The 23201-nt window shown below is 57.2% G+C and carries 19 protein-coding genes and 2 pseudogenes; 17 read left to right on the forward strand and 4 right to left on the reverse strand.

All coding sequences use genetic code 11. The annotated features are described in order from the left end of the window. Positions 1–22: 22 nt before the first annotated feature. Positions 23–235, reverse strand: a complete 213-nt coding sequence (gene rpsU, locus WCA85_RS33145) for a 30S ribosomal protein S21 (protein WP_074262890.1) — start codon at positions 233–235, stop codon at positions 23–25. A 302-nt stretch (positions 236–537) separates the two neighbouring features. Further along, a complete protein-coding gene (locus WCA85_RS33150) occupies positions 538–1491 on the reverse strand; it encodes an aldo/keto reductase (protein ID WP_424069644.1) in 954 nt (317 codons plus the stop codon). Between the two features lie 280 nt (positions 1492–1771). Between WCA85_RS33150 and WCA85_RS33155 the strand changes: the two genes are divergently transcribed. The 5 genes from WCA85_RS33155 (at position 1772) to WCA85_RS33175 (ending at position 9079) form a co-directional block, all read left to right on the forward strand. Continuing rightward, entirely contained in the window at positions 1772–3244 is a 1473-nt protein-coding gene (locus WCA85_RS33155; protein WP_424069646.1) for a flagellin, read from the forward strand. A 160-nt stretch (positions 3245–3404) separates the two neighbouring features. Next, the gene (fliD, locus tag WCA85_RS33160) at positions 3405–4955 is read left to right on the forward strand and encodes a flagellar filament capping protein FliD (protein WP_424069648.1); all 1551 of its coding nucleotides are present in this window, start codon (positions 3405–3407) and stop codon (positions 4953–4955) included. A 36-nt stretch (positions 4956–4991) separates the two neighbouring features. Then, positions 4992–5291 carry a flagellar protein FliT gene (locus tag WCA85_RS33165; RefSeq protein WP_424069650.1) on the forward strand — a complete coding sequence of 100 codons (300 nt, stop codon included), beginning with the start codon at positions 4992–4994 and terminating at the stop codon, positions 5289–5291. A 336-nt stretch (positions 5292–5627) separates the two neighbouring features. Further along, positions 5628–8252, forward strand: a complete 2625-nt coding sequence (locus WCA85_RS33170; protein WP_424069652.1) for a tetratricopeptide repeat protein — start codon at positions 5628–5630, stop codon at positions 8250–8252. Then, complete coding sequence (locus WCA85_RS33175; protein WP_424069654.1) at positions 8249–9079, forward strand: hypothetical protein; 831 nt, start codon at positions 8249–8251, stop codon at positions 9077–9079. Before WCA85_RS33170 ends, WCA85_RS33175 begins: the two co-directional genes overlap by 4 nt. An 83-nt stretch (positions 9080–9162) precedes the next feature. Here WCA85_RS33175 and WCA85_RS33180 read toward each other — a convergent pair whose 3' ends face one another. Continuing rightward, a complete protein-coding gene (locus WCA85_RS33180) occupies positions 9163–10917 on the reverse strand; it encodes a methyltransferase domain-containing protein (RefSeq protein ID WP_424069656.1) in 1755 nt (584 codons plus the stop codon). Between the two features lie 395 nt (positions 10918–11312). Here WCA85_RS33180 and WCA85_RS33185 point away from each other — a divergent pair, with 395 nt between their 5' ends. The 9 genes from WCA85_RS33185 (at position 11313) to WCA85_RS33225 (ending at position 20301) form a co-directional block, all read left to right on the forward strand. Further along, positions 11313–12320, forward strand: coding sequence for a DegT/DnrJ/EryC1/StrS family aminotransferase (locus tag WCA85_RS33185; protein WP_424069658.1), 1008 nt, complete (start codon positions 11313–11315; stop codon positions 12318–12320). Positions 12321–12896: 576 nt separating this feature from the next. Then, entirely contained in the window at positions 12897–13070 is a 174-nt protein-coding gene (locus WCA85_RS33190) for a hypothetical protein (RefSeq protein ID WP_424069660.1), read from the forward strand. Positions 13071–13145: 75 nt separating this feature from the next. Next, positions 13146–13916 (forward strand): glucose-1-phosphate cytidylyltransferase, encoded by a 771-nt coding sequence (gene rfbF / locus WCA85_RS33195; RefSeq protein WP_424069662.1) that lies wholly within the window; start codon positions 13146–13148, stop codon positions 13914–13916. After that, positions 13907–14983, forward strand: a complete 1077-nt coding sequence (gene rfbG / locus WCA85_RS33200; protein ID WP_424069678.1) for a CDP-glucose 4,6-dehydratase — start codon at positions 13907–13909, stop codon at positions 14981–14983. The genes rfbF and rfbG overlap by 10 nt, the downstream gene beginning before the upstream one ends. A 2-nt stretch (positions 14984–14985) precedes the next feature. Continuing rightward, positions 14986–15549 (forward strand): dTDP-4-dehydrorhamnose 3,5-epimerase, encoded by a 564-nt coding sequence (gene rfbC / locus WCA85_RS33205; RefSeq protein WP_424069664.1) that lies wholly within the window; start codon positions 14986–14988, stop codon positions 15547–15549. Positions 15550–15563: 14 nt separating this feature from the next. After that, positions 15564–16301, forward strand: a complete 738-nt coding sequence (locus tag WCA85_RS33210; RefSeq protein ID WP_424069666.1) for a cephalosporin hydroxylase family protein — start codon at positions 15564–15566, stop codon at positions 16299–16301. A gap of 6 nt (positions 16302–16307) precedes the next feature. Then, entirely contained in the window at positions 16308–17222 is a 915-nt protein-coding gene (locus WCA85_RS33215; protein WP_424069668.1) for an NAD-dependent epimerase/dehydratase family protein, read from the forward strand. A 28-nt stretch (positions 17223–17250) separates the two neighbouring features. Then, entirely contained in the window at positions 17251–19272 is a 2022-nt protein-coding gene (locus WCA85_RS33220) for a glycosyltransferase (protein WP_424069670.1), read from the forward strand. 81 nt (positions 19273–19353) lie between these two features. Continuing rightward, a complete protein-coding gene (locus WCA85_RS33225; RefSeq protein ID WP_424069672.1) occupies positions 19354–20301 on the forward strand; it encodes a hypothetical protein in 948 nt (315 codons plus the stop codon). A gap of 58 nt (positions 20302–20359) precedes the next feature. Here WCA85_RS33225 and WCA85_RS33230 read toward each other — a convergent pair. Then, positions 20360–20518 (reverse strand): annotated as a pseudogene (locus WCA85_RS33230) (IS3 family transposase); the annotation flags it as partial. Positions 20519–20925: 407 nt separating this feature from the next. Between WCA85_RS33230 and tnpA the strand changes: the two are divergent. The 3 genes and pseudogenes from tnpA to tnpC form a co-directional block, all read left to right on the forward strand. Continuing rightward, the gene (gene tnpA / locus WCA85_RS33235; RefSeq protein WP_424069674.1) at positions 20926–21309 is read left to right on the forward strand and encodes an IS66-like element accessory protein TnpA; all 384 of its coding nucleotides are present in this window, start codon (positions 20926–20928) and stop codon (positions 21307–21309) included. Beyond that, on the forward strand, positions 21306–21644 hold the full coding sequence (gene tnpB, locus WCA85_RS33240; RefSeq protein WP_424069676.1) for an IS66 family insertion sequence element accessory protein TnpB: 339 nt from the start codon (positions 21306–21308) through the stop codon (positions 21642–21644). Before tnpA ends, tnpB begins: the two co-directional genes overlap by 4 nt. Positions 21645–21707: 63 nt before the next feature. Next, positions 21708–23090 (forward strand): annotated as a pseudogene (gene tnpC, locus WCA85_RS33245) (IS66 family transposase); the annotation flags it as partial. Positions 23091–23201 lie beyond the last annotated feature (111 nt).

Raw genomic sequence — 23201 nt, forward strand, 5'->3', positions numbered from 1 at the left:
CGGCTGTGCTTGAAAAGCGTGCTTAGTGCAGCTTTTTCGGCAGTTGCTGGCTGCGCAGGCGCTTGTGCAGGCGCTTCACAGCAGCAGCCTTCTTACGCTTGCGCGCCGTCGTCGGCTTTTCGTACGATTGGCGTTCACGCAGTTCTGCGATCAGGCCATTCTTTTCGATTGCGCGACGAAAGCGGCGGATCGCCACTTCGAACGGCTCGTTTTCCTTCAGAAGAATCGTCGTCATGTAATTCCTAACTAAATCGCTGTATACGGGTAATTGCGTGGCGGCATACCGCTCACGCGCCGGCCCTCCGGTCGCTTCGATTTCATGGCCAATAACAGGAAAACGAAACCATGCACAAAGCGAGAGGCAAGCGGCCACGGAGGCCGGAAAAGAGAGGTGGGGAGTTCACCGCTGAACGCGGGCAGACGCACATCGCAAGCGCCGCGTCTGTTGCCACTTCGCCCGCCCGAGAGCAGACGAAACAGGCAAAGATCTCAATTCACTCCCGATGATATCAGGAAAATACCGTGCCTACCATCATTTTAGCCGTTCCGCCAGGCACTTGCATCGTCCAGGGCCCGCATGTCCGCGCCGGTCAGCATCAGGTGAACGGCAGCGGTAAGACTCTCCAGTTGTGCCACGGACGTCGCGCTGGCAATGGGGGCCGTTACACTTGGCCGCGCAATCAACCAGGCCAGCGCCACCGCAGCGGGTGTGCTGCCGTGCTGGTCGGCGACTGCATCAAGCGCCTCCAGGATGCGGGTGCCGCGCTCGTTCAGGTACTTTTCAACCCGGCTGCCACGCGCGCTCTTCGCCAGATCGGCACGGGAGCGGTATTTGCCGGACAGGAAACCGCTAGCCAGGCTGTAATACACGACCACACTCAGATTTTCCGCCTGCGCAACCGGTTCGAGGTCGGTTTCGTATGCTTCGCGGTCATACAGGTTGTATTCGGGCTGAAGAATCTGATATTCGGGCAAGCCGTGCTCGCGCGATACCGCCAGCGCTTCCTGGACGCGCGCGCCGCTGTAATTCGAGGCGCCGATCACCCTCACCTTCCCGGCTTCGATCAAACGCTGGTAGGCGCCGAGCGTCTCGGCGAGCGGCGTGTCCAGCGCGTCCTCGTGCGAAAAATACACGTCGATATAGTCGGTTTGCAGACGCCGCAGCGAATCCTCGACCGCAGCCTGGATGTTTCCAGCCGACAACCCCGTGCGCTTCGGATGCTTGGCCACCTTGGTGGCGAGAACGATCTGGTCGCGCTTGCCGCTTCGCTTAAACCATTTGCCGAGAATGGTTTCTGACTCCCCACCCTGATTACCCGGCACCCACGCGGAGTACACGTCCGCGGTATCGATGAAATCCAGCCCTGCATCGGCGAACGCATCGAGAATTGCGAATGACGTCGCTTCATCAGCGGTCCAGCCAAACACATTGCCGCCAAACATAAGCGGCGCGACCTGCAATTGCGAATTGCCAATCCTGCGTTTTTGCATGATTTCTTCATCCATTTGCGCTGAAAGACGGAGAAACAGAATACCGCGACTTTTCAACCTCTGCGCCGGCGCAGACACCCTTGCTGACCGCCCTGTAAGGCTCCTCAGCCCGTCCACCTTGTAAATCGCTGTAAAACAATTAGGTCCAAATTCAACAAAGTCCCTCAAGTTTTTTTTTCCTGCGCCGACATCCTGCTCAGAGGCGGCCAGCAATGAACGAGTGCTCCGCCCATGTCAACGTGACAGTAACTTCAGGGCAACAGCCTCTTGGGAGATTTTCATGCTCAGCATCAACAGTAATATCTCGTCACTGACCGCTCAGGAAAACCTGAACTCTTCAGGCAGCGCACTCTCGCAAGCCATTACCCGCCTGTCCTCGGGCAAGCGTATCAACAGCGCAGCAGACGATGCAGCAGGCCTGGCAATTTCGACGACCCTGCAAACGGCCATCAACGGCCTGAACCAAGGTGTGTCGAACGCAAACGACGGCGTGTCGATGGTGCAAACGGCCGGCACGGGCCTGAGCCAAATCACGCAATCGCTGCAGACGATCCGTTCGCTGGCTACTGAATCCGCTAGCGGCTCGCTGTCGGCGCAAAACCAGCAAGCACTGCAACAGGAAGTGGCGCAGCAAGTTGCTGAAGTGAACCGTCTGGCATCGCAAACGTCGTACAACGGTATCAATCTGCTTAACGGCACGGCAGGCAACGTCACCGTTCAGGTTGGCGCAAGCGTCGGCCAAACGATCAGCATCAACCTGAGCCAAGGCGTGTCGGCAGCATCGCTGGGCAGCGGCCCGGTTCAGGCTGGCACCACGATCGGCTCGATCTCGGGTCTCGACTTGACCTCGACCGGCGCAGCAAACTCGTCGGGCGGCACGGGCGCGATCACGACGATCAACGTCGTCGCAAACGGCACGGGCGGCTACACGTTCACCGACCAGAACAACCAGGCTATCTCGAGCACGGCATCAGCAGCACTGTTCACGATCACCGGCACGAGCAGCGGTATCGACGGCATCGCAGTCAACTCCACCGGTAATAGTGGCCTCGCGATTGCAAACGAGGTGACCTCAATCAATAGTGCTGAAACTGGCTTCGGTTCGACGGCTGCAGCCGGCGCGGTGGTGGGCACACTGTCGGGCCTGAGTATCAACCCGACAACCGGCCTCGCTGCATCAGCAGGCGGCGCCGGCACGATCACGTCGATTACGGTTGAATCTAATGGTTCTGGCGGCTTCCAGTTCGTCGACCAGAACGGCAACGCGCTGACGACCACCGCAAGCACGGCCCTCTTTACATCAACGTCGAGCGGCGGCTCGCTCGCCTTCAACGCCGGCGCCACGCCGGTCAGCACGATCGGCGCTGCAGGTAACAGCTCAGCAAGCTCGGCAACAGGCGCTACGACGCTGCAAACGATCAACTACAACAACCAGCCGTCGTCGGTTGCAAACATCGACGTCAGCACCACCGCAGGCGCAAACCTCGCGATGGAGTCGATCGACAACGCTCTGGCAACGATCAACAACATCCAGGCAACGCTCGGCGCAGCGCAAAACCGTCTGACGGGTATCGCGACGTCGCAGCAAGCTGAGTCGACCGACTTGTCGAGCGCACAATCGCAGATCACCGACGCGGACTTCGCACAGGAAAGCGCGAACCTGAGCAAGGCGCAAGTGCTGCAACAAGCAGGTATCTCGGTTCTGGCGCAAGCCAACTCGAACCCGCAGCAAGTTCTGAAGCTGCTGCAGTAAGGTAGTCTGACGCTGTAAAACGGATGGGCCGTAGCGCAGTATCGACGGCCCATCCGTAAAAGTTTTTTTACCGGGAGGCTCGTCCTCCCGTCACCACGTTCGGACCTGGCACAACAGTCACGACCTCGGTCGCGCGGTCCAAAGCAAGCACGGAGCTCATATGTCGACGGTTTCTTCCGGAACGAGTGCAAGCACATCAGTTGCCTCAGTACAGGCTGCGGCGGCAGCGGCCCTGCAGGAAGCAGCCCAGGGCATCATTGGGGGCGCGACGGGCAACAGCTCACTGGACGTCCAGTCGCTCGTGACCGCTCTCGTCGCTTCGAAAACCGCCGGCACGGTGGCCGCGCTGACCACTGAAGCCACTAACGACAACACCCAGATTTCCGCGCTCGGTTCGCTGTCCGCCATGTTGTCAGAGTTGCAGGTCGGCCTCGGGCCACTCTATGGTGGTGCGTTCCTGACGTCGTTCACCGCAACCGCCAGCGGCACTGGCCTCACCGCGACCGCAGGAACGGGCGCAGTAGCCGGCACTTACTCGGTCGACGTATCGCAGATAGCCACCGCGCAAAGCATTAGCTCGAAAGCATTCGATTCGACCGACGCAGGTGCGATGGGCACAGGCACGCTGACCATAGCGGTCGGCAGCAAATCGATGAGCCTCAACGTCACCGGGGCAAACGATTCCCTTACCCAGATCGCAACCGCGATCAACCAGTCGAACAACAATCCTGGTATTGCGGCAACTGTCGTCAACGGTACGGACGGGGCTCACCTGGTGCTCAGTTCGACCGCCACGGGAGCCGCCAACACGATCAATGTCAGCGTTTCGAATGCCTCGTCGACGACCGCGCCGCTGAATAGCCTCGCCGTAACCACTACGGCGGCGAGCGACAGCACGGCAGGCAGCGAGTCGGCCATCAGCACGGGCAACGGCTGGACCCAGAGCGCCTACGCTCAGGATGCTGAATTTACGATCAACGGCACGGCCGCGACGAGCGCCACCAATACGGTGACCACTGCGCTCAACGGCGTCACGCTGAACCTCACGTCCGCCGCGATAGATACCACCGGCAAGGCGCCACAAACGCTGACCGTGGCCGCAGACACCACCACGCAAGCCACTGACATCGAAAACTTCGTCAGCGACTACAACTCGGTGGTAAGCACCATCAGTTCGCTCACCTCGTTCAACTCGTCGGCTTCGGCAGGCTCGCAGGGCGGCCCGTTGCTCGGCGACTCGACAGTCAATCTGATCCAGTCCGCGCTCGGCAATATCGTCAGCGGCTCGGTCACCTCTAACGGCGTCACGTCCACACTGGCGTCGATCGGTATTTCGCTGAATACGGACGGCACGTTGACGCTTGATACGAACACGTTGAATACGGCGCTGACAAACAATCCCACCCAGGTCTCAGCGCTGTTTAACCTGACAAACGGTGTCGGCGAGCAGTTGAACACCAGCATTAACACGTTCACGTCGAGCGGCGGCATTCTCGATCAACGCACCGCAGTGTTCAGTTCTGACCTGGCAAACGTCAAGACGCAGTCGACCGCGTTGACGGCCTATCAGGCGCAGTTGACCTCACAATACACCGCGCAGTTCACCGCGCTGCAATCGTTGATGGCCACCACGGAAAACGACACTCAGTACCTGACCCAACTGTTCGGCGGCGCGGACAGCGCAGGCGCACTGGCGTCGGGCAAGTCCTGACGAACGGCTTAAGAGATCACGACGGAGCACACCAAGATGAGCCAGACGCAACTCGTTGAGCGCGTATTCAAACTGACGCAGGAAATCGCCGAGGCCGGCCAGATTGCTGACTGGCAACGCGCGGCACGCCTCGCTGAAGAGCGCTCGCCGCTGGTGCATTCCATCCAGCCGGAGCAGGACCCGACTGCGATGGTGTTGGTTCGCCGGATTCAGGCCATGAATGGCTCCGTGCTAAGCGAGGCGCGCAACACGCAAGCCGAACTCAGCGAGGAATTTCAGGTAGCCGTGCAACGCACGAAGGCCGCGCAGCAGTACAACCGCGTCGCCCTGTTCTGACATTACTGGAATATCTGGAGGCGCAAGGGGATCTGGACGGTCCGCTCATCCTGGAAGCGCTTGCTGCCTCTGCCACTGAATAACTAGAAACGCGCCGAAGTCAGGCGCGCTCGTTCGCCTCAAGCCCGCGCATAGTGGGCTTTTTTTTCGCCACGGAGACCAGCAGCGCCCGACTCCGGGACCGGCGAAATGGAGGGGAATCCGGCCTTTACTCGTCCAATCGGCCAGGGCGCGCGTCGCTAGACTATGCCAAGGACAATGCGGCCGTCGTCCGCCCGCTCTTGTCGACCCGGGCGAGGCTCGACGACGCGCGTTGCCTGGCAACCAAGGACCCTCATGACTACCGATGTCGAACCGCAGCAGGCCGTACCCCAGCACCTGACCGAAATGCCCGCCGCCAACCCGCCCAGCGAACTGGACGCGCTGGCGGGCGAATTCATCGCGACAATCGAGACCTTGTCGGCCAGCAACCTGCACGACAACGCCGAAGCGCTCGCCAATCAGATGGTCCAGGTGTTGCCGCGTCAAGGTTTTGGCTGGAAGACGCTGGCCTACGCACATCTGCGGCGCGGCGATCTCGCCGGCGCCACCGGGCCGCTGCAGAACGCTGCCGCCCTGCTGCCCGGTGACGACACATTGCGAATTCATCTGAAGGCAGCCCTCGCGATGCGTGACGGCCTTGCGGCAGATGCCCGTCAGGAATACGGAGTTGCGGGTGCGTTCTATCAGACCGTGCTGGCCACCTACCCAGATCATCCAGACGCGAACCACAAGCTCGGCGTGATCGCCATCCGGCTTCACCAGCCCGAAGCGTCGCTCGCGTACCTGGAAAAGGCGCTGGGCGGCAACCCGAACAACATGCAGTATTGGGCCAACTACATCGACGGCCTGCTGCAGGCTGACAAGCTGAAAGCGGCATGGGTGGCACTTGAAATGGCGCAGCAACGCGGACTTGCCGGGCCTGAGATCGACCGGCTGATCGGCGTCATGACTCAAGTGTCGAAGCAGCAGTCGATCAAGATTGCCAACCCGGTGCAAACGAGCGAGGCTGCGACACCGACTATCGCGGTATCGAACCCGCAGCCGGAGCCGGAACCCGCACCGGTGAGCGCCAGCAAAATCCCAGGCAATCCCGCCAAGGAAGATCACGCGCAACCCAACGTACAGGAGTCGCAAGCGCTCGCCAAGCTGTATAACGGCCAGCACGTGCAAGAGGCGCTTGCCACCGCCCGCACCTTCACCGCACGCTTTCCGCAACACGGCTTCGGCTGGAAAGTGCTTTCGGCCTCGCTGCACAGAATCGGGCAATTCGATGAAGCGCTCGCCCACGCGCTGACCGCGCTGCAATTAGCCCCTGAAGACAGCGATGTTCTGCAGATCGCAGCCGGTGTACTCATTTCGAAAGGCCGCTACGAGGAAGCAGAGAAGCTCTGCCGTCAACTGGCGGAAATGCGACCCGACTACCCGGAGGCTTACCGGGTCATGGGTATTCTCATGACCTCCATGGGGCGCTTTGATGAGGGGGAGAAGCTGTGCCGTAAGGCCATGGAACTCGGCGGTGCATCCTGGATCACGTGCAATCCGCTCGGCGTGACGCTGATGAAGCAGGGACGACTCAAGGAAGCTGCAGACATCTTCCGCAAGGCCATCGAGGTCAATCCGGACAACGAACTCGCTTACAGCAATCTGGCCTTCTGCGTCACCCACAGCGACAACGTCACACCGGCTGAGATCTTCACCGAACATCGGCGTTTCGCCGAACGCTTCGAAGCGCCGCTCAAAGCGCATTGGCCGAAGCATGACAATACGCGTGAGCCGAATCGCCAGTTGCGCGTCGGCTTCATCTCCGGCGATTTCTGCCGGCATGCAATGGCCAACTTCTTCGAGCCGGTGCTCGCGCATCTGGCGCGCGACGAAAGCCTGTCGCTCCACGCCTACTCGAACACGCAGATCATCGACGAGACAACCGGGCGCCTGCGCGGGATGTTCGACCATTGGCATCCTATCGTCGGCATGAAGGACCCGGCAGTGGCAGAGAAGATCCGCGCCGACGGAATCGACATTCTGATCGACCTCGCCGGCCATACCGCGGAGAACCGCTTGCGCTGCATGGCAAGCAAACCGGCACCGCTGCAGGCGAGCTGGATCGGTTATCCGGGCACGACCGGTCTCGATGCGGTGGACTATTTCTTCGCCGACCGCTTCTGGGTGCCAGAGCAGTTCCGCAGCCAGTTCTCTGAGCAGATCGCCTACATTCCGGCGGTTGCGCCGTTCGAAGCCGACAGGCACTGTCCTCCGCTGAACTCGCTGCCCGCCCTGCACAAGGGCCATGTGACGTTCGGCAGCTTCAACCGCCTCGACAAACTGCAGCGTGACGTGATCGCACTGTGGGCACGGGTGCTTCGCGAAGTGCCCGATTCACGGATGCTGATTGGCGCAATGCCGCGCGACGGAAGCCTCGGTGAACTGGTGGAGTGGTTTGCCGAAGAGGGCATCGCACGCGAGCGGCTTGATTTTCGCTCGCGTTCGAGCGTGCCGGTCTATCTGCAACAGCATCACCATGTGGACATCTGTCTCGACAGTTTTCCGTTCTCCGGCCTCACCACCGTGCTTCACTCGCTGTGGATGGGCGTGCCGACGCTGACGCTGCCAGCGGACACCGTGCCGGGCCGTAGTGGTTTCACGGCGATGTCGCATGTAGGGTTGCCGCAATTCATCGCGCACGACAAGGACGACTATGTGCGCAAGGCCGCAAGCCTCGCCGCCGATGTGCGGGCGCTCGCTGCATTGCGTTCCAGCATGCGCGAGCGCTGCGAGCAGTCACCGATGTTCCGTCCAGAACGCATCGCGCAAGGCATGAGCCGTGCACTGCGCGTGATCTGGCGCCGCTGGTGTGAAGACCTGCCGGCACAGTCGTTCGAAGTAGCAGAAGAGCATCACCTCGACGCGGAACATTCGTGAACAACGACATCTATCAGATCTTCTATTCGGAAGAAACCCGCCAGTCGATTGCGCCTGGCTTCATCCCGCTCGACAACACCAGGCAGCGGCCCGACTGGCGTGAATACTGGCCGATGCGCCGGTTTTTCCTCGAAAGCACGCTGAATCCCGAAGCCCGCTATGGGTTCTTCTCACCGAAGTTCACGCAGAAGACCGGGCTGACTTCGGCACAGGTCAGAGAGTTTGTGAACAATACGCCCGACGATGTGGATGTCATCACGTTCTCGCCGTACTTCGATCAGGCGGCATTTTTCACTAACGTCTTCGAGCACGCCAACCTCTGTCATCAGGGTATCGAACACGCGATCAACGGCGCACTGCGTCTGATCGCACCCGACTTGAACGTTGGTGCCACTTTCATGAGTTCGATGCAAACCGTGTTCTGCAATTACCTGATCGCGAAGCCGGCCTTCTGGCAACAGTGGCTCGAAAAGTGCGAAATGATTTTCAGGGCCGCTGAAGCGCGCGACAGTGAGCTCGCGCTGCGGCTCAACGCAGAAGTGAAATATGAGCAGCAACGGGCGCCGGCCAAGGTTTTCATCATTGAGCGGATTCCCTCGCTGATACTCGGCACGCAGCGTCAATGGAAAGTGCGCAATTTCAACCCTATGACGCTGCCGGTTGCCAGTCAGCCGCTTAGCCGTTTTGGTGCGGATCTGGTGGCGCTGGATGCGTTGAAATACGCGGCAAATGCGACGGGCTTTCCCCAGTACGTGTCCGCGTATCTGCAGTTGCGCAGCAGCGTGAATGAGCGGCTGAAGGCCTCAACGGCTAGCGCTCAGCAATGAACCGCGGCTAGCCGCCAGCAATTCATCTCTACTTGCGGAAGAAGGGGCACCGGCCGGGAATTCCGGCGGTGCCCTTACTCGCTTTACAACTGAAGATGCGGTAGCTCTTCCACTTTGGCTGTCACCCCGACGGCCGGAGCAATGTGAGGCTGCCCGAATTGCGGTGCAACGCCTTTCGAAAAGAGAAAGAACGGCTCCTGCCCGTTCACGCCAAACTTCTCAGGATCGACATCTCCCAGTACCGATGCGTGCGGATAAAGGTCGCCATTCAGTCCAGCGGCGCGGAACAGATCCGCCATGTCAGCGCCGAACAACCGCACATGGTCATCCTGGCCGAAGTAACGGATCGCAAACGGTACGGTCGCCGGCCGGTTCAGTTCAAACGTATATTTAAGCACCGGCGAATATGGCGTTTGCGCGACCAGGTGACCGCCGGGCGCGAGACAGCGCCGAAAGTCAGCTAGCGCGAGTTCGGGATGATCGACGTGCTCGAGCACGTGATTGCAGATGATCAGATCGAAGCGGCCGTCGGGAAAATCCAGCGACTCGACGTTGATCTTGCGGTGATGTGCAAGACGGGGGTGCAAGTCGCCGGCAATGTAGTCAAGCGGTTGCAATCCCCGAATTCGCGGCTCGATCATCCCTTCCGGCGCAAGATGCAGGATACGCTTGTGATGCTGGTTGTCGAGCACGCCTGATTTCGTCAAGTAAAGCCACAGGTGGCGATCCCGATCGTTGCAGCGACATTTAGGGCAAATGTGCTTGTCGAGCCTCGAACCCACACTCTCGACCTGTTTGAGGAACTCGACATCGAAAGTACCGGCCAGCGGATGCGGCAACCACGCGCCGACCGTTTGCTCGCACACGGCGCAGAAGTTCGACACGCGCGCAGCCTGCCTGCGCGCATCCACCACCGCACGAGCGTTAGCGATATCCGCCTGAAAGCAGGGTGATTCGAACAACTCGGCTGCAGGTCGTTCGGTTATCTCATCGAGCTTCGCAAGCAGCGGCTCAATTTCCTTGAAGTGCAGGTTCCCATGCGCATGGGCGTAATACTGTTTGAGACGGTTTTTCGCCTCGGGAAGCATGCTTTTTGGAATATTGCCCGCCGCAGCCTCGCCGCGCACGAACATCTCCCATTCGTAGAAACCGGCGCTCATAATCGGGCTGCTCTGGCCGGATTGCTGTCCGCCATGTTGCCGAAAGCAGCTCAAATGCCCGCGAACTGCCACCAGAGGCGCGCGCTCGGACAGATTCAGATACATCCCGACATCCGCCGGAAAATCGAGCTGCCACGAACGGTATTTCAACAGCGAGGACATGTCGACCATCTCTCGCACCAACATAACGTTGCTCGGCTCGCCGATGAAATTCTGCACCGTTGCAACCATCTTTCGGACGAGCGACTTCCTGTCGATCAGCGCCACATCCCCATTACTGACCACATGTGGTGGGATGAACGTCACCTTGTCGTGTTCGTTGATGAACGCACGGTCGTGAAACGCAAGTGCAGACTCCGGATGTTTGCGCAGCGCCTTGACCAGTGCCTCGACCGAGGTCGGCATCAGAATGTCGTCGTCGAATAACCACTTCACGTACTTGCCGGTCGCGTAACTCCACAGCTGATGCGAATTGCGCAAGCCGTCCTGAAACCCGTGGTGAAGGTAATGGACGCGTGGATCGTCAAACTGCGCAACGATGTTTCGAAGCTTGCCATCGGCCGTATCGTCGCCGACGAAGATCTCGATGTCCTTGAACGTCTGCTGACACGCGCTGGCCAACGCTTTCACAAGAAAGTCGGGCTTGAATGCAGAGATGAGAATGCTGGCTATAGCCACTGAAGCGAACCCTTCGTGAAATGAGCCAGTACCGCGCGCAGCGACTGGCGCGCCTGTGGCGCGAGCAAACGCAGCGTGCGCGCTTGCGGGGTGCGGACCGTGCCATGGATACAGAGCTTGGCCGTGGCGGGGGTCTCGCGATCCGTGGAACAGGGTGGGATATAGGCGTCAATTTGTGACGAGACCGCGGCCTCGTAGCTGCGGCCATTTTGTGGAATTGGCCACGTTTCCGCCACTTGATCGGATGATCGGACAGGGGCACCCGGTGTGACACTGTGTCGAAATGGCAGCCAAACGCATACACGCGGTCTGACAAGACGCCCACACCGGGCAAGCGAGCCTTGAGACCCAAAGGTCCACATAGGGATAAGTTCATACCGGTCACGCAACCGTACATGCCTCCGCTCGATGATTTTCTCCCCTATCTGGAGAAAATCTGGAGCAGCAAGACGTTGACCAACGGCGGTCCGTTTCAAGCACAGCCCGAGCAATCGCTTTGCGAGTATCTCGGCGTCGAGCACATCTCGCTGTTCTCTAACGGCACGCTTGCGCTGATTACTGCCTTGCAGGCGTTGAAGATCACCGGCGGGGTGATCACTACGCCGTTCAGTTTTGTCGCCACCACGCACGCGCTACATTGGAATGGCATCCGGCCCGTGCTCGTTGACATCGATCCGGTCAGCATGAATCTGGATCCACGCAAGATCGAGGCGGCCATCACGCCGCAGACGACCGCTTTGCTGCCCGTGCACGTCTACGGCAATCCTTGCGAAGTGGAGGAGATTGAACGCATTGCTGATATCTATTGCCTGCGCGTGCTGTATGACGCGGCACATGCATTCGGTGTCCGCAAACACGGCCGTTCAGTTCTCCATTTCGGCGATATGTCGGTATTGAGCTTCCATGGCACGAAGATCTTCAACACCTTCGAAGGCGGTGCGATTGTCTGCCAGGACGCCAAAACCAAGCGGCGGATCGACCACTTGAAGAACTTCGGTTTCGTCGACGAAGTGACCGTGATTGGACCGGGCATCAACGGCAAGATGAACGAAGTTCAAGCAGCGTTCGGCCTCCTGCAGTTGCAGCATATGGACCACGTGACGACCACCCGCGCGCAGATTGCCGAGCGTTATCGGTCGGCGTTTCAGAATGTCAGAGGCCTGGTGCTGCATGAAGTGCCGTCACATAGGACTGCCAATAACTCATACTTTCCCGTCCGCATCACGCGTGACTTTGGGATTACGCGCGACGCGCTCTATGACGAACTGCGAGCGAAGAACATCTGGGCGCGACGTTACTTCTATCCGCTGATCAGCGAATTTTCGCCCGTCAGGCACGGATGTTTAAACAGGCCGCCTGAGTCCCAAAACCGTGTCCAAAGAATTCGGGCCGATACACCTTAGCGTCGAAATGAAACAGTTTTAGCCTTCAATTCGACTAATTGGAGGATCCGCCACACCAATGCCCGCGCGGTCCGCGACAACTGATTGGCGCAATCGGCGCGCGACGCCTGAACACTGGCGAAAATCGGCCGACACCACGGCGGGGCGCCGAATTTCGATCCCGTGCTCCCGGCGCCCCGTCGCAGCCGAAAGCGCGCGCGGCAACGAGAATCATCGCGCGCGCATCGCGGCGTCAGGGAAGTAAGCCTGGACTGAAGGTTGCGGCGATTCTGCACGCGTGTCCGATCCTGCTGTTGCCGGCAAGTGAGCTTAGCGCTGCTCAGCGACCTTCAATCGCCCAAACAGACGCGGATTTCGGCGCTATTGCTGCTCTTCGCTGCTTTGCCCCCGGACGCGACGTTCGTCCGTATCTTTCAAAATGACGCCAAAACCAAGTGCTGTTCCGATAATTGCCGGCCCTGCCCCGCCTTTAAGCTTCATGGCACGTAATGGTCGGCATCAGGGGCGTCGGAGAGGTTTCTTTCATCGTGCCGACCAGTCCCTCATCGCAGGTCAAACGAGGAAGACTCCGTTTTCATGGCAACTGTCAGCATCCTGATCCCGGCGCGCAGAGCCGACTATCTTGGCCGCGCACTGATCAGCGCGAAACGCCAGACTTTCGAGGACATCGAAATTCTCGTCGGCGACGACACGCCCGACGCCTTGCTGGCGCCGATCGTCGCGGCCGCAGGCGATACGCGCGTGCGTTAGTTCCACCACGGTCTGCTCGACGCACGACGCAACGCACAGGCGTTCCTCAACTAGGCTTGAACAAATCTAATCGTCATGAAAGCAGTCATCCTCGCAGGCGGATTGGGTACACGGATTTCCGAAGAAACCAATCTGCGCCCCAAGCCCATGATCGAGATCGGCGGCAAGCCGATGTTGTGGCATATCATGAAGGTCTACTCCAGCCACGGCATTCACGACTTTGTGATCTGCTGCGGCTACCGGGGTTACATGATCAAAGAGTATTTCGCGAACTACTTTTTGCATATGTCTGATGTCACTTTTGACATGGCCAACAACGCCATGCAAGTGCACCATCGCCATGCCGAACCTTGGCGAGTGACGCTGGTCGATACGGGCGAAGACACCATGACCGGCGGACGCCTCAAGCGAGTACGCGACTACGTACAGGACGGCGATTTTTGCTTTACCTATGGTGACGGTATTGCTGACATCGACATCACCCAAGAAATTGTCTTTCACCAGCAACACGGCAGACTGGCGACCATCGCCGCCGTGCAACCGCCGGGGCGATATGGGGCATTGGCAATGGAAGGCGAGTGCGTGGCTGGTTTTCACGAAAAACCTCGCGGCGATGGCGGCCTCATCAACGGCGGCTTTTTTATCTTATCGCCGCGCAGCATCGACTACATTGAAAATGATGCCTCCAGTTGGGAAGCTGAGCCATTAACGAGGCTTGCCGCAGAAGGGGAGCTGATGGCGTTTGAACATCAAGGATTCTGGCAGCCGATGGACACGCTGAGAGAAAAAAACATGCTCGAAGACTTGTGGGCATCGGGCAAAGCGCCGTGGAAAATATGGCCGTGAATCAGTCTTTCTGGCCTGGCTGCCGCGTTTTTTTAACCGGACATACCGGCTTTAAAGGCGGCTGGCTGGCGTTGTGGTTAAGCGAAATGGGAGCAGAGGTTCACGGCTATGCGCTAGCCCCCGCCACCACACCAAGTTTTTACGAAGTGACCAAGTTGGCTGACCGCTTAGCCAGCAGCACCATTGCCGACATTCGTGATGCCCACGCCTTGCGCCTTGCGTTGCAGGCGGCATCGCCCGATATTGTTTTGCATCTTGCCGCCCAGCCGCTCGTGCGCTCTTCCTACGCAGAACCCGCTGAAACTTACGCAGTCAATGTGATGGGCGTGGTGAATCTCTTTGAGGCCGTGCGTCAAACGCCCACAGTTCGTGCGGTGCTGAATATCACCACCGACAAATGCTATGAGAATCGGGAGAAAAACGAACCCTACGCAGAGGATGAAACACTAGGCGGATACGACCCATATTCAAGCAGCAAAGCCTGTTCAGAACTCGTGACATCCGCTTATCGCCGCTCTTTTTTTGCGGCGCAAAATATCGCATTAGCTAGCGCTCGCGCTGGCAATGTCATCGGCGGTGGCGACTGGTCGCCCGATCGTCTTGTGCCAGATTTTTTGCGCGCCATTGATGCCGGTCAGCCGCTTGTCATTCGTTACCCTCACGCAGTTCGCCCGTGGCAGCATGTGCTCGAACCCTTATCGGGCTATCTGCAACTGGCGGAAAAGCTCTATCCCGAAAACAACGCGTATGCCGAGGCTTGGAATTTTGGTTCGGAAGACGCTGATGCTCGCTCGGTTGAATGGATTGCAGATCGCCTCTGCGCGCTCATTCCCGGCGCTAACTGGCACCAAGAAAAAGCGCCGCAACAGCACGAGGCCGGTATTCTCAAACTGAATAGCAACAAAGCCAAACAACGCCTGAATTGGCATCCACGCTGGACGCTTGATGAAGCGTTGGTGCATACCGTTGACTGGCATTTGGCTTGGCGCGAGGGTGCGGATATGCAAGTATTTTCTCTGATGCAAATTGACCAATATGGGGCGGGTCAGCAGGCAACGCAGGAGTGATAGTGGATATATTCGATCTTAAAATTCATGGGGTAAAAAAAATTGTGCTTGCCCCGCGCCGTGATTCTCGTGGTTATTTTATGAGGGCCTATGACTCAGGCGTATTTGAACAAGCGGGCCTGCACAAAAACTGGGTTCAAGAAAACCAATCAGGCACACTCAAGAAAGACACCGTTCGCGGCCTACATTTCCAGAAAACGCCCTTCACCGAAACCAAGTTGGTTCGAGTGCTGGTCGGCGCCTTGCTTGATGTATTCGTCGACTGCCGCCCCAATTCCCCCACGTTTGGAATGCACGACAAAATTGTCTTGAATGGCGACGAACCTGTTTGGCTTTTTCTTCCCAAAGGAATCGCGCATGGCTTTTGCTCCCTATCTGATGGCGCGGTTTTGAGTTACAAGGTGGATAAGCCCTATTCAGCGGAGCACGATTCAGGAATTTTCTGGAATGATCCTGAATTGAAAGTAGGCTGGCCGACCACAGTACCCGCCGAGATTTCCGACAAAGACAGGCATCTCCCCACATTTTTCCAGCAGCGGGATATTTTCAGCAAGTTTGATTTTTAACAGAGGAAAATGACATGAATCCTATTCAGCAATTCAAGGACGAGAGAGCCGATGATATTAAGCGCATGGCGGCTGATGAACACCTAAAAAAGGTATCACTCGACTGGATGATCGCTTCCGACCAATATAAATATTCATACAACTACACATGGCTTGGCCGTCCAATCATCAAGTACCCAAGCGACATCGTGGCAACTCAAGAGATTATTTGGGCAGTCAAACCCGATTTAATTATTGAAACCGGCATCGCGCATGGCGGAAGCCTGATGTTGTCGGCATCTATGCTTGAGATAAATGGCGGCGATGGCCTGGTGCTGGGCATTGACATCGACATTCGCGAGCACAACCGTAAAGAAATCCTCAATCATCCGATGGCAAAACGCATCCAAATGATTGAAGGCTCGTCCATATCCGCCGAGACGATGGCGCAGGTACGAGAAATCGCCTATGGATGTAAGCGCGTGATGGTCTTTCTCGATTCGCTGCACAGCCACGCTCACGTCGCGGCTGAACTTGAGCTTTACGCGCCCTTAGTCAGTATCGGTTCATACCTTGTGCTGCCCGATACTTTTATTGAGTATTTTCCGAAGGGCTATTACTCCGCAAACCGCCCGTGGGATGTTGGCGATAACCCAATGACGGCTATGCGAGATTTCTTGAAGGGCAATAACGAATTTGAGATAGATCGGCAACTCTGTGACAAGTTGATGATTACAGAGGCGTTTGATGGCTATTTGAAGCGTGTCCGGTGATCTGCTATGCGTATCTTGTTAACCGGCGCATCGGGATTAATTGGCTCTGCTGTCTATGCAAGTCTCAAAACACACGAGTGTTTTCGGTTAGGGCGAGATTTATCCAAAGCCGATTGCCTGTGCGATCTATCAGACCTGGCGAACTGGCAAATCTTCCCGGCCTGTGATGCACTGGTGCATTGCGCTGGCGTTGTTGACGAAAATTTTGCCGATGGTGCCATCAGCAATTTGACAGAAATCCTTGCTGGCGCCGAGGGGCTTGCCCAACGTGCCAAAGAAGCGGGTGCCAAGATTGCCATTTATGTTTCCAGCTCCCACGTCTATGGAAAACAAGAAGGCACGATAGACGAAAGTCGGCCAGCTAATCCCTTATCCTACTACGCAATAGCGCACTTCTGCACGGAGCAGATTTTCAGAAAAGTATTTTCAGGCGGAGATTGCCAAGTGGTCGTTCTGCGCCCCAATGCCGTATACGGGGCGTTGCCGGACTTGCATCATTTTCGGCGATGGAGCTTGATTCCCTTCTCGTTTCCTCTTGAGGCTTATATGCATGGTCAAATCACGCTCCGTAGCAGCGGTGAGCAAAGGCGCAACTTCGTGAGCAGCCGCTCTATCGCAGAGACGATTTGCCGCATACTGGACACCCCCTTCAAGATGCCAGCCATCATCAATGTGTTGGGGAACACAACCGAATCTGTCTACCATTACGCCGAGCGTTCGGCTGACAGTCTTTTTAGAGTAAGCGGACGGCATTGCGCAGTTGTGCGTCCTTCGGTCGATTCGCCAACAAATAAGCCAAACCCCTTTAGCTATGCCAGTGAGTTCTCGCAGGTTCAGGAAACCATCAGCCCGGATGAGCACCTCGATCAACTCATGCTTCAATTATCACAAGACTCTGACTGGCTAATGGAGCGGCCATAAATTCAACCGACAAGGAAAACCTTTTCACATGAGTGAATATTCATACAACCAAGATGGCTTATCCACTAACCACAATACGGGGTGGATGAGCGACCCGCGTTTTGCCACGGCTTATGCGGCGGGCGAAGCAACAGGTTCTTGGAGCGGCGCGGCTATTCATTGGCGTGTGCATGTTGCGTGCTGGTTTGCGGAACGCGCGATGCAGCGCGAAGGTGACTTGATCGAGTGCGGTGTTAATCGTGGCGGTATCGCCCGCTCCATTCTTTCCTACTGCTCGGAGCAAATTAGCGCAAAGCGTTTTTACCTGCTCGACACTTATGAAGGGATTCCGAATTCGGTTTTGTCCGAACGTGAACGCGCGCATTTTGAGCGTTTTAAAAATTATTACAGCGAATGCTATCAGGCGGTTGTCCAGACCTTCAAAGCGTTTCCCAATGTTTATCCGATCCGCGGTCTTGTTCCTGAAACCTTTAACCAAGTCGAATCAAAACAGTTTTCCTTTGTTCATATCGACATGAACAACGTAAAGTCTGAAATGGCTGCCGCAGAGTACCTTTGGCCGCTGATGGTTGATGGCGGGGTCATGCTACTTGATGATTATGGATGGGAGGCGTGCAGGGATCAGCGTGATGCTTTTGATGCGTTTGCTGCAAAGCGCGGATTGTCCGTGCTGAGCCTGCCCACCGGACAAGGCGTGTTGATGAAGGCGGAGGCCACGAGTAGAAACATCAGTGTTCCGCATAATGGTCTGATGATTCATCCAACCGCCTATGTCAGTGAAAATGCGGTGATTCAGCCTTCGGTAAAGGGCTCGTTGTTTGCCATCGGCGCGCACACGCAAGTCTATGACTTCGTCGTCATCAAGGCCGTTGGTGGCTCAGGCGACATAAAAATCGGGGAGCATTGCTACATCAATTCCCATTGCACGCTTTTCTCAGGCAACGGCATCGCGCTCGGCAATTATGTGTTGATCGCCCCGGGCTGCGTTATCGCGCCGGCTAATCATGCTTATTTGTCCCGGCAGGAGGTCATGCGGCATCAAGGATTCATGCCCAGCAAAGGGGGCGTGGTGATTGAGGATGATGTGTGGATTGGCGCTAACTCGACTATTCTTGATGGCGCGCATATCGGACAAGGTGCCATCATCGCGGCAGGCAGCGTGGTCAGGGGTGAGGTAGGGGCGTTCGAGATATGGGGCGGTGTGCCAGCGCGTTTGATTGGTCAGCGGCCAAAAGATGTGGAATTGGATGTGAAATTGACAGACCAAGAGAAAAAGCAACCATTGGTGACGGTGCTGATTCCCACCTTCAACCGCGCGGAGATGCTGAAAGCCGCCGTAGGCTCGGTATTGATGCAAACCTTCACGGATTGGCAACTGATCGTCTCGGACAACGCCTCTACCGACCATACCCGCGAAGTCATGGCTGAATTGATCGCGCAGGATAGCCGCATTCAGTATTTTCGCCATAAAGAAAACATCGGGATGCTGGGTAACTGGGAATCGCTCATCAAGCGCATTGACACAAAATACTTTGTGGTCTTGACTGATGATGACCTTTTGCTCCCTGAGTTTTTCGCACAAATACTACCTCATCTTGAGAATGACCCCGAATTGGGCATGTGTTTTGGCACCACCTATATTCTGGATGGCGATGGCAGACATATGGCGAACGCGCCTGCGGCGATGAAACCGGGGCGTTACAGCGTGGGAGAAGGGGCGGTGGAAATGACGTATCGGCAGCATCCCGCCTCAAACGGCGCATTAACGCGAACCGCTGCGTTTCTTAACGTTGGCGGGTTCGACGTGCGGGCGCATTATGTGGCGGATTTGGATTTCATGCTGCGCGTCGCTGTTTTTTGTCCTGTGATGTATGTCGATCATTATGTTGCCTGCCATATTCAACATGCGAACAATGCATTCGCCAATGCTAATGCTTGGCATCCAGGCTTAACGGTGTTATTTGAAAATTTGCAGTCCATGAAAGGCTTATCCAAGCAGCTCCTAGAGGGCATTACCAACAATCTTCTGGCGCAAGCTGGCCGCCGCTGACCCATAAAGATCATGCGTATTTTTTGCCTTTGTCATTTGCCACCCGTTTTCCCGCTCCCCAAAGACACATGCTTTATCGGCATGGGTGACTATCGGGATTTTCCAGCGGGCTACCATGTGAGCGAAATTGCTGACGAACTGGATGCCCTGCATCCTTTTCTTGCTGGCGCGTCAGGCGCGTTCGCTATTGCGCGAATACTCAAAAGAATCAATGCTTCAGATGGTCGTATCTGCCTCATGCTGCACCGGAAATTTATTGCTCCCCACGCGTTTGGCAACCCGGCTCCCAATTATCCCGGCATGTTTATGTTGGATGCCGCCGCCGCCGCGCAGATTGACTTTACAGCACTCGCGGCCAACGTCCACACACCGTATCTGCTCGCCCAACCGGTTAGAGTGGGCAATCTGTATCGACAATTTGCCTCGGTGCACAAAATTTCTGATCTTTTGCGTTATGTGGCGATTGCGGTGGAGCTTGGAGTATTGACACCGGAGGAGTCGTCATTGTTTTTCTCAGACGACACTCTAATTCCATGTGGTGTCGAATGCGGGATTTTCCCAACCGAGGTTTTTCTGACCATCATCGAAAAACTGGAGCGAGTTTGCGTCACCTTTCTGCGCTCACATATGCCCAGCTCGTTTGACTCTTACAACCGTCGCGCGCTCGACTTTTGTAATGAAAGGCTGGGGAGCTTTTTGCTTAAGCGGGTATTGTTAAGTTCAATGCAAGAAATTCCTGCGCAATACTTCGGCTACATGCACACCGTTGGCGACACGCAGAAATATGTTCCGGGAGGCATGCCCGTCAAGGCAACCCAACATAAACCCTACGGCAATATGGGGAAATCCGACCACGAATCCGTGGCTACCTCTACTGATGCGTGGGACGAACAGGCATATGTAGCGGCCAATCCGGACATTGCCGAAGCGATTGCCAGAGGTCAGATTAAGTCTGGGTATCAGCACTACGTGACGTATGGTCGCAAGGAAGGACGACCAATCAATGTGAAACCCCATAACGGCGATTGACTGTCAATGTCGGTCGTAATTTCCCCAGAAGGAGATGCGGCAAAAATCTCGGACTGGTTTATGCCGCAAGTCCGAGGCTCTCCCGGTATTCGAGCGGCCTCAGTGAGCCAAGCGAGACCTTGATCCGCTTTGCGTTATACCAGCGGATGTAAGAGTTGACTACTTCAATGAACTGCTCAATGCTTGTAGCCCGCCAGTCCCGAGAATAGAACAGCTCCAGAAAATTAATTTCGTTTTTCAGTTCTTCGAGGTTTCTTACAACCTTCACCGAAGCCGTTACGCCTAGACGTTCGCCGACTGCTGTCCGAAGCAGCTCATCCCCACTTACGACAATGCAGGTCTCCTCGCCGAATGGGATCTGCTCGATTTGCTGGCAAAACGCTTCGCAGATGACTGCGTCTCGAAATCCCTTTTCGGAATCACCCGGAGAAAAAGGAGGGAGGCGCAGGAGCGTCGTCCAATCTACGCGCGAGACGTTGCACTCGATAATTTCGGTGCTCAAGGAACGAAGCTGTTCGTCTACCGTCTTGGTGATGGCTTTTACGGTAAGCGGCCAGCAAACGCATCTTGAGTCTGGCTGTGGCGCTTGGGAGTATCGTGTCCACTAAACGAATAAGCGGACACGTGAACACTATCGAATCGGAGTCACTCCCGGAGCGTCGTCGTCGGCAACGCTACAGCGAGGAGTTCAAGGCCAAGGTGGTAGCGGCCTGCCAGGGAATCGGTGTATCGGTTGCGGCGGTCGCGCTGGAACACAGGCTCAATGCGAATTTGCTGCGACGCTGGATCGATCAGGCAGAAGGTCGACTTCCCAGGAGGCCGTTGGGCCGCCCACCAGTCACGCCACCGTCGCTGCCAGCCTTTGTGCCAGTGGCATTGGCAACACCGAGTTCGCACTCGCCTGAGATCCGCATTGAGATTCGCCGTGGAGATCAGTCGGTAACGGTTAGCTGGCCGACATCAGAGGCAGCACAATGCGCCGCATGGCTGCGTGAGTGGCTCGCATGATCCGAATTGATGAGGCATGGCTGGCAGTCGACCCGCTGGACATGCGTGCCGGCTTCGACACGGCACTGGCGCGGGTGGTCAAGGTATTTGGCGCTGCGCATCCACACCATGCCTATCTGTTCGCCAACCGGCGAGCCAATCGCCTGAAGGTGCTGGTTCACGACGGCATCGGGATCTGGCTGGCAGCACGACGTCTGAACGAAGGACAGTTCGCCTGGCCTCACGCTGGCAGCGAACCGAAGCAACACGCACTCACACAGGAGCAGCTCGCAGGTCTGGTGGTGGGTTTGCCGTGGCAGCGCATCGGCCCGAACGGTGTGATCCGCGTCGTATGAGGCCCACAGGGACGTAAACTGTTGCGCTTCCACGGTGCCTGGGGTTCTGGCAGACTGGTCTGCATGAACCTGCCCGCCGACCTCAACGCCCTCAGCCCGGAACAGTTGCGCACGCTCGCCGCGCAGCTGATTGCCAAGGTGCAGGAGAGAGACCGGGAGATTGAGGAGAAGACGCGGGAGGTCAAGGAGAATGAACGCGAACTGCATTACCGGCAGACGCGTATCGAGCAGCTGAGCCACGAGATCTCCATCCTCAAGCGCCAGCAGTTTGGCCGGCGCAGCGAACAGTTCAGCAGCGAGCAGATGAGCCTGCTGGAAGAAGCGATCGACGCCGATCTGGCCGCCATCGAACTGGAACTCGAGCAGCTTCAACCACAGGCCGCAGTCGACCAGTCACCCCAGCAACCGAAGCGCGCATCACTGCCGGCGCAACTGCCGCGCAAAGAGATCCTCCACGAGCCGGATAGCACCATATGTCAGTGTGGCTGCGAGCGCGTGCGAATCGGTGAGGACATCAGCGAGAAGCTGGACTACACGCCGGGCGTGTTCACGGTTGAGCGGCATATCCGTGGCAAGTGGGTGTGCAAGAACTGCGAAACGCTGATTCAGGCGCCGGTGCCCGCGCACGTCATCGACAAGGGTATCCCGACCACGGGACTGCTGGCCTCGGTACTGGTTGCCAAGTACGCTGATCACCTTCCCCTGTATCGTCAGGAACAGATCTTTGCGCGGGCGGGTCTGGCAATACCGCGATCGACATTAGGTGCCTGGGTCGGCGCGTGCGGTATGCAACTGCAGCCGCTGGTCGATGCACTCCATCAGGAAATCCTGCAGCAGGGTGTGCTGCATGCGGATGAGACGCCGGTACAGATGCTCAGTCCCGGCAAGGGGAAGACACACCGGGCGTATCTGTGGGCGTATACACCCACGCACTTCAGTGAACTGCGCGCCGTGGTCTACGACTTCGCGCTCAGCCGTGCAGGCGAACATGCCCGTACCTTCCTCGCCGGCTGGCAAGGCAAACTGGTGTGCGACGATTACAGCGGGTACAAGGCTGGCTTCCAGCAGGGCATCACTGAAATCGGATGTGCCGCGCACGCACGGCGCAAGTTCTTCGACCTGCACGCCAATCACAGCAGTCAGGTCGCTGGGCAGGCCCTACCGTACTTCGCTGCGCTTTACGACATCGAGCGCGACGCTGCAGGACTGGACGCCGATGAGCGCCGCAAGCTTCGGCAAAGCCTGGCCAAACCAGTGTGGGATCTACTTTACGAATGGATGGTGGCGCAGCGCAAGCTGGTCTCGGAAGGTTCAGCGATTGCGAAAGCGCTCGACTACAGCCTCAAGCGTTGGGATGCGCTCACGCGCTATCTCGACGACGGGCACGTGCCTATAGACAACAATTGGGTAGAAAACCAGATACGTCCATGGGCAATGGGGCGTTCATTGTGCACCTCCTTCTGAGACCTCGATAAACATTGGGATTTGTCCTTCCCCATCATTGCGACACGGACGATGTTTGCGCGATAAGGCCGCTGTAACCGCATCGCTGCGCAG

The organism is Paraburkholderia sp. (genome assembly GCF_049581445.1).
Classification (GTDB): Bacteria; Pseudomonadota; Gammaproteobacteria; order Burkholderiales; family Burkholderiaceae; genus Paraburkholderia.

What these genes read in the sequence shown, in the direction of transcription:
- WCA85_RS33225 (WP_424069672.1), top strand. Translation starts at nt 19,354, where the DNA reads ATGGGTGACTATCGGGATTTTCCAGCGGGCTACCATGTGAGCGAAATT.
- WCA85_RS33215 (WP_424069668.1), top strand. Translation starts at nt 16,308, where the DNA reads ATGCGTATCTTGTTAACCGGCGCATCGGGATTAATTGGCTCTGCTGTC.
- WCA85_RS33185 (WP_424069658.1), top strand. Translation starts at nt 11,313, where the DNA reads ATGCCTCCGCTCGATGATTTTCTCCCCTATCTGGAGAAAATCTGGAGC.
- WCA85_RS33210 (WP_424069666.1), top strand. Translation starts at nt 15,564, where the DNA reads ATGAATCCTATTCAGCAATTCAAGGACGAGAGAGCCGATGATATTAAG.
- tnpB (WP_424069676.1), top strand. Translation starts at nt 21,306, where the DNA reads ATGATCCGAATTGATGAGGCATGGCTGGCAGTCGACCCGCTGGACATG.
- WCA85_RS33155 (WP_424069646.1), top strand. Translation starts at nt 1,772, where the DNA reads ATGCTCAGCATCAACAGTAATATCTCGTCACTGACCGCTCAGGAAAAC.
- rfbG (WP_424069678.1), top strand. Translation starts at nt 13,907, where the DNA reads ATGGCCGTGAATCAGTCTTTCTGGCCTGGCTGCCGCGTTTTTTTAACC.
- WCA85_RS33220 (WP_424069670.1), top strand. Translation starts at nt 17,251, where the DNA reads ATGAGTGAATATTCATACAACCAAGATGGCTTATCCACTAACCACAAT.
- rfbF (WP_424069662.1), top strand. Translation starts at nt 13,146, where the DNA reads ATGAAAGCAGTCATCCTCGCAGGCGGATTGGGTACACGGATTTCCGAA.
- fliD (WP_424069648.1), top strand. Translation starts at nt 3,405, where the DNA reads ATGTCGACGGTTTCTTCCGGAACGAGTGCAAGCACATCAGTTGCCTCA.
- WCA85_RS33150 (WP_424069644.1), bottom strand. Translation starts at nt 1,491, where the DNA reads ATGCAAAAACGCAGGATTGGCAATTCGCAATTGCAGGTCGCGCCGCTT.
- WCA85_RS33165 (WP_424069650.1), top strand. Translation starts at nt 4,992, where the DNA reads ATGAGCCAGACGCAACTCGTTGAGCGCGTATTCAAACTGACGCAGGAA.
- rpsU (WP_074262890.1), bottom strand. Translation starts at nt 235, where the DNA reads ATGACGACGATTCTTCTGAAGGAAAACGAGCCGTTCGAAGTGGCGATC.
- WCA85_RS33170 (WP_424069652.1), top strand. Translation starts at nt 5,628, where the DNA reads ATGACTACCGATGTCGAACCGCAGCAGGCCGTACCCCAGCACCTGACC.
- WCA85_RS33190 (WP_424069660.1), top strand. Translation starts at nt 12,897, where the DNA reads ATGGCAACTGTCAGCATCCTGATCCCGGCGCGCAGAGCCGACTATCTT.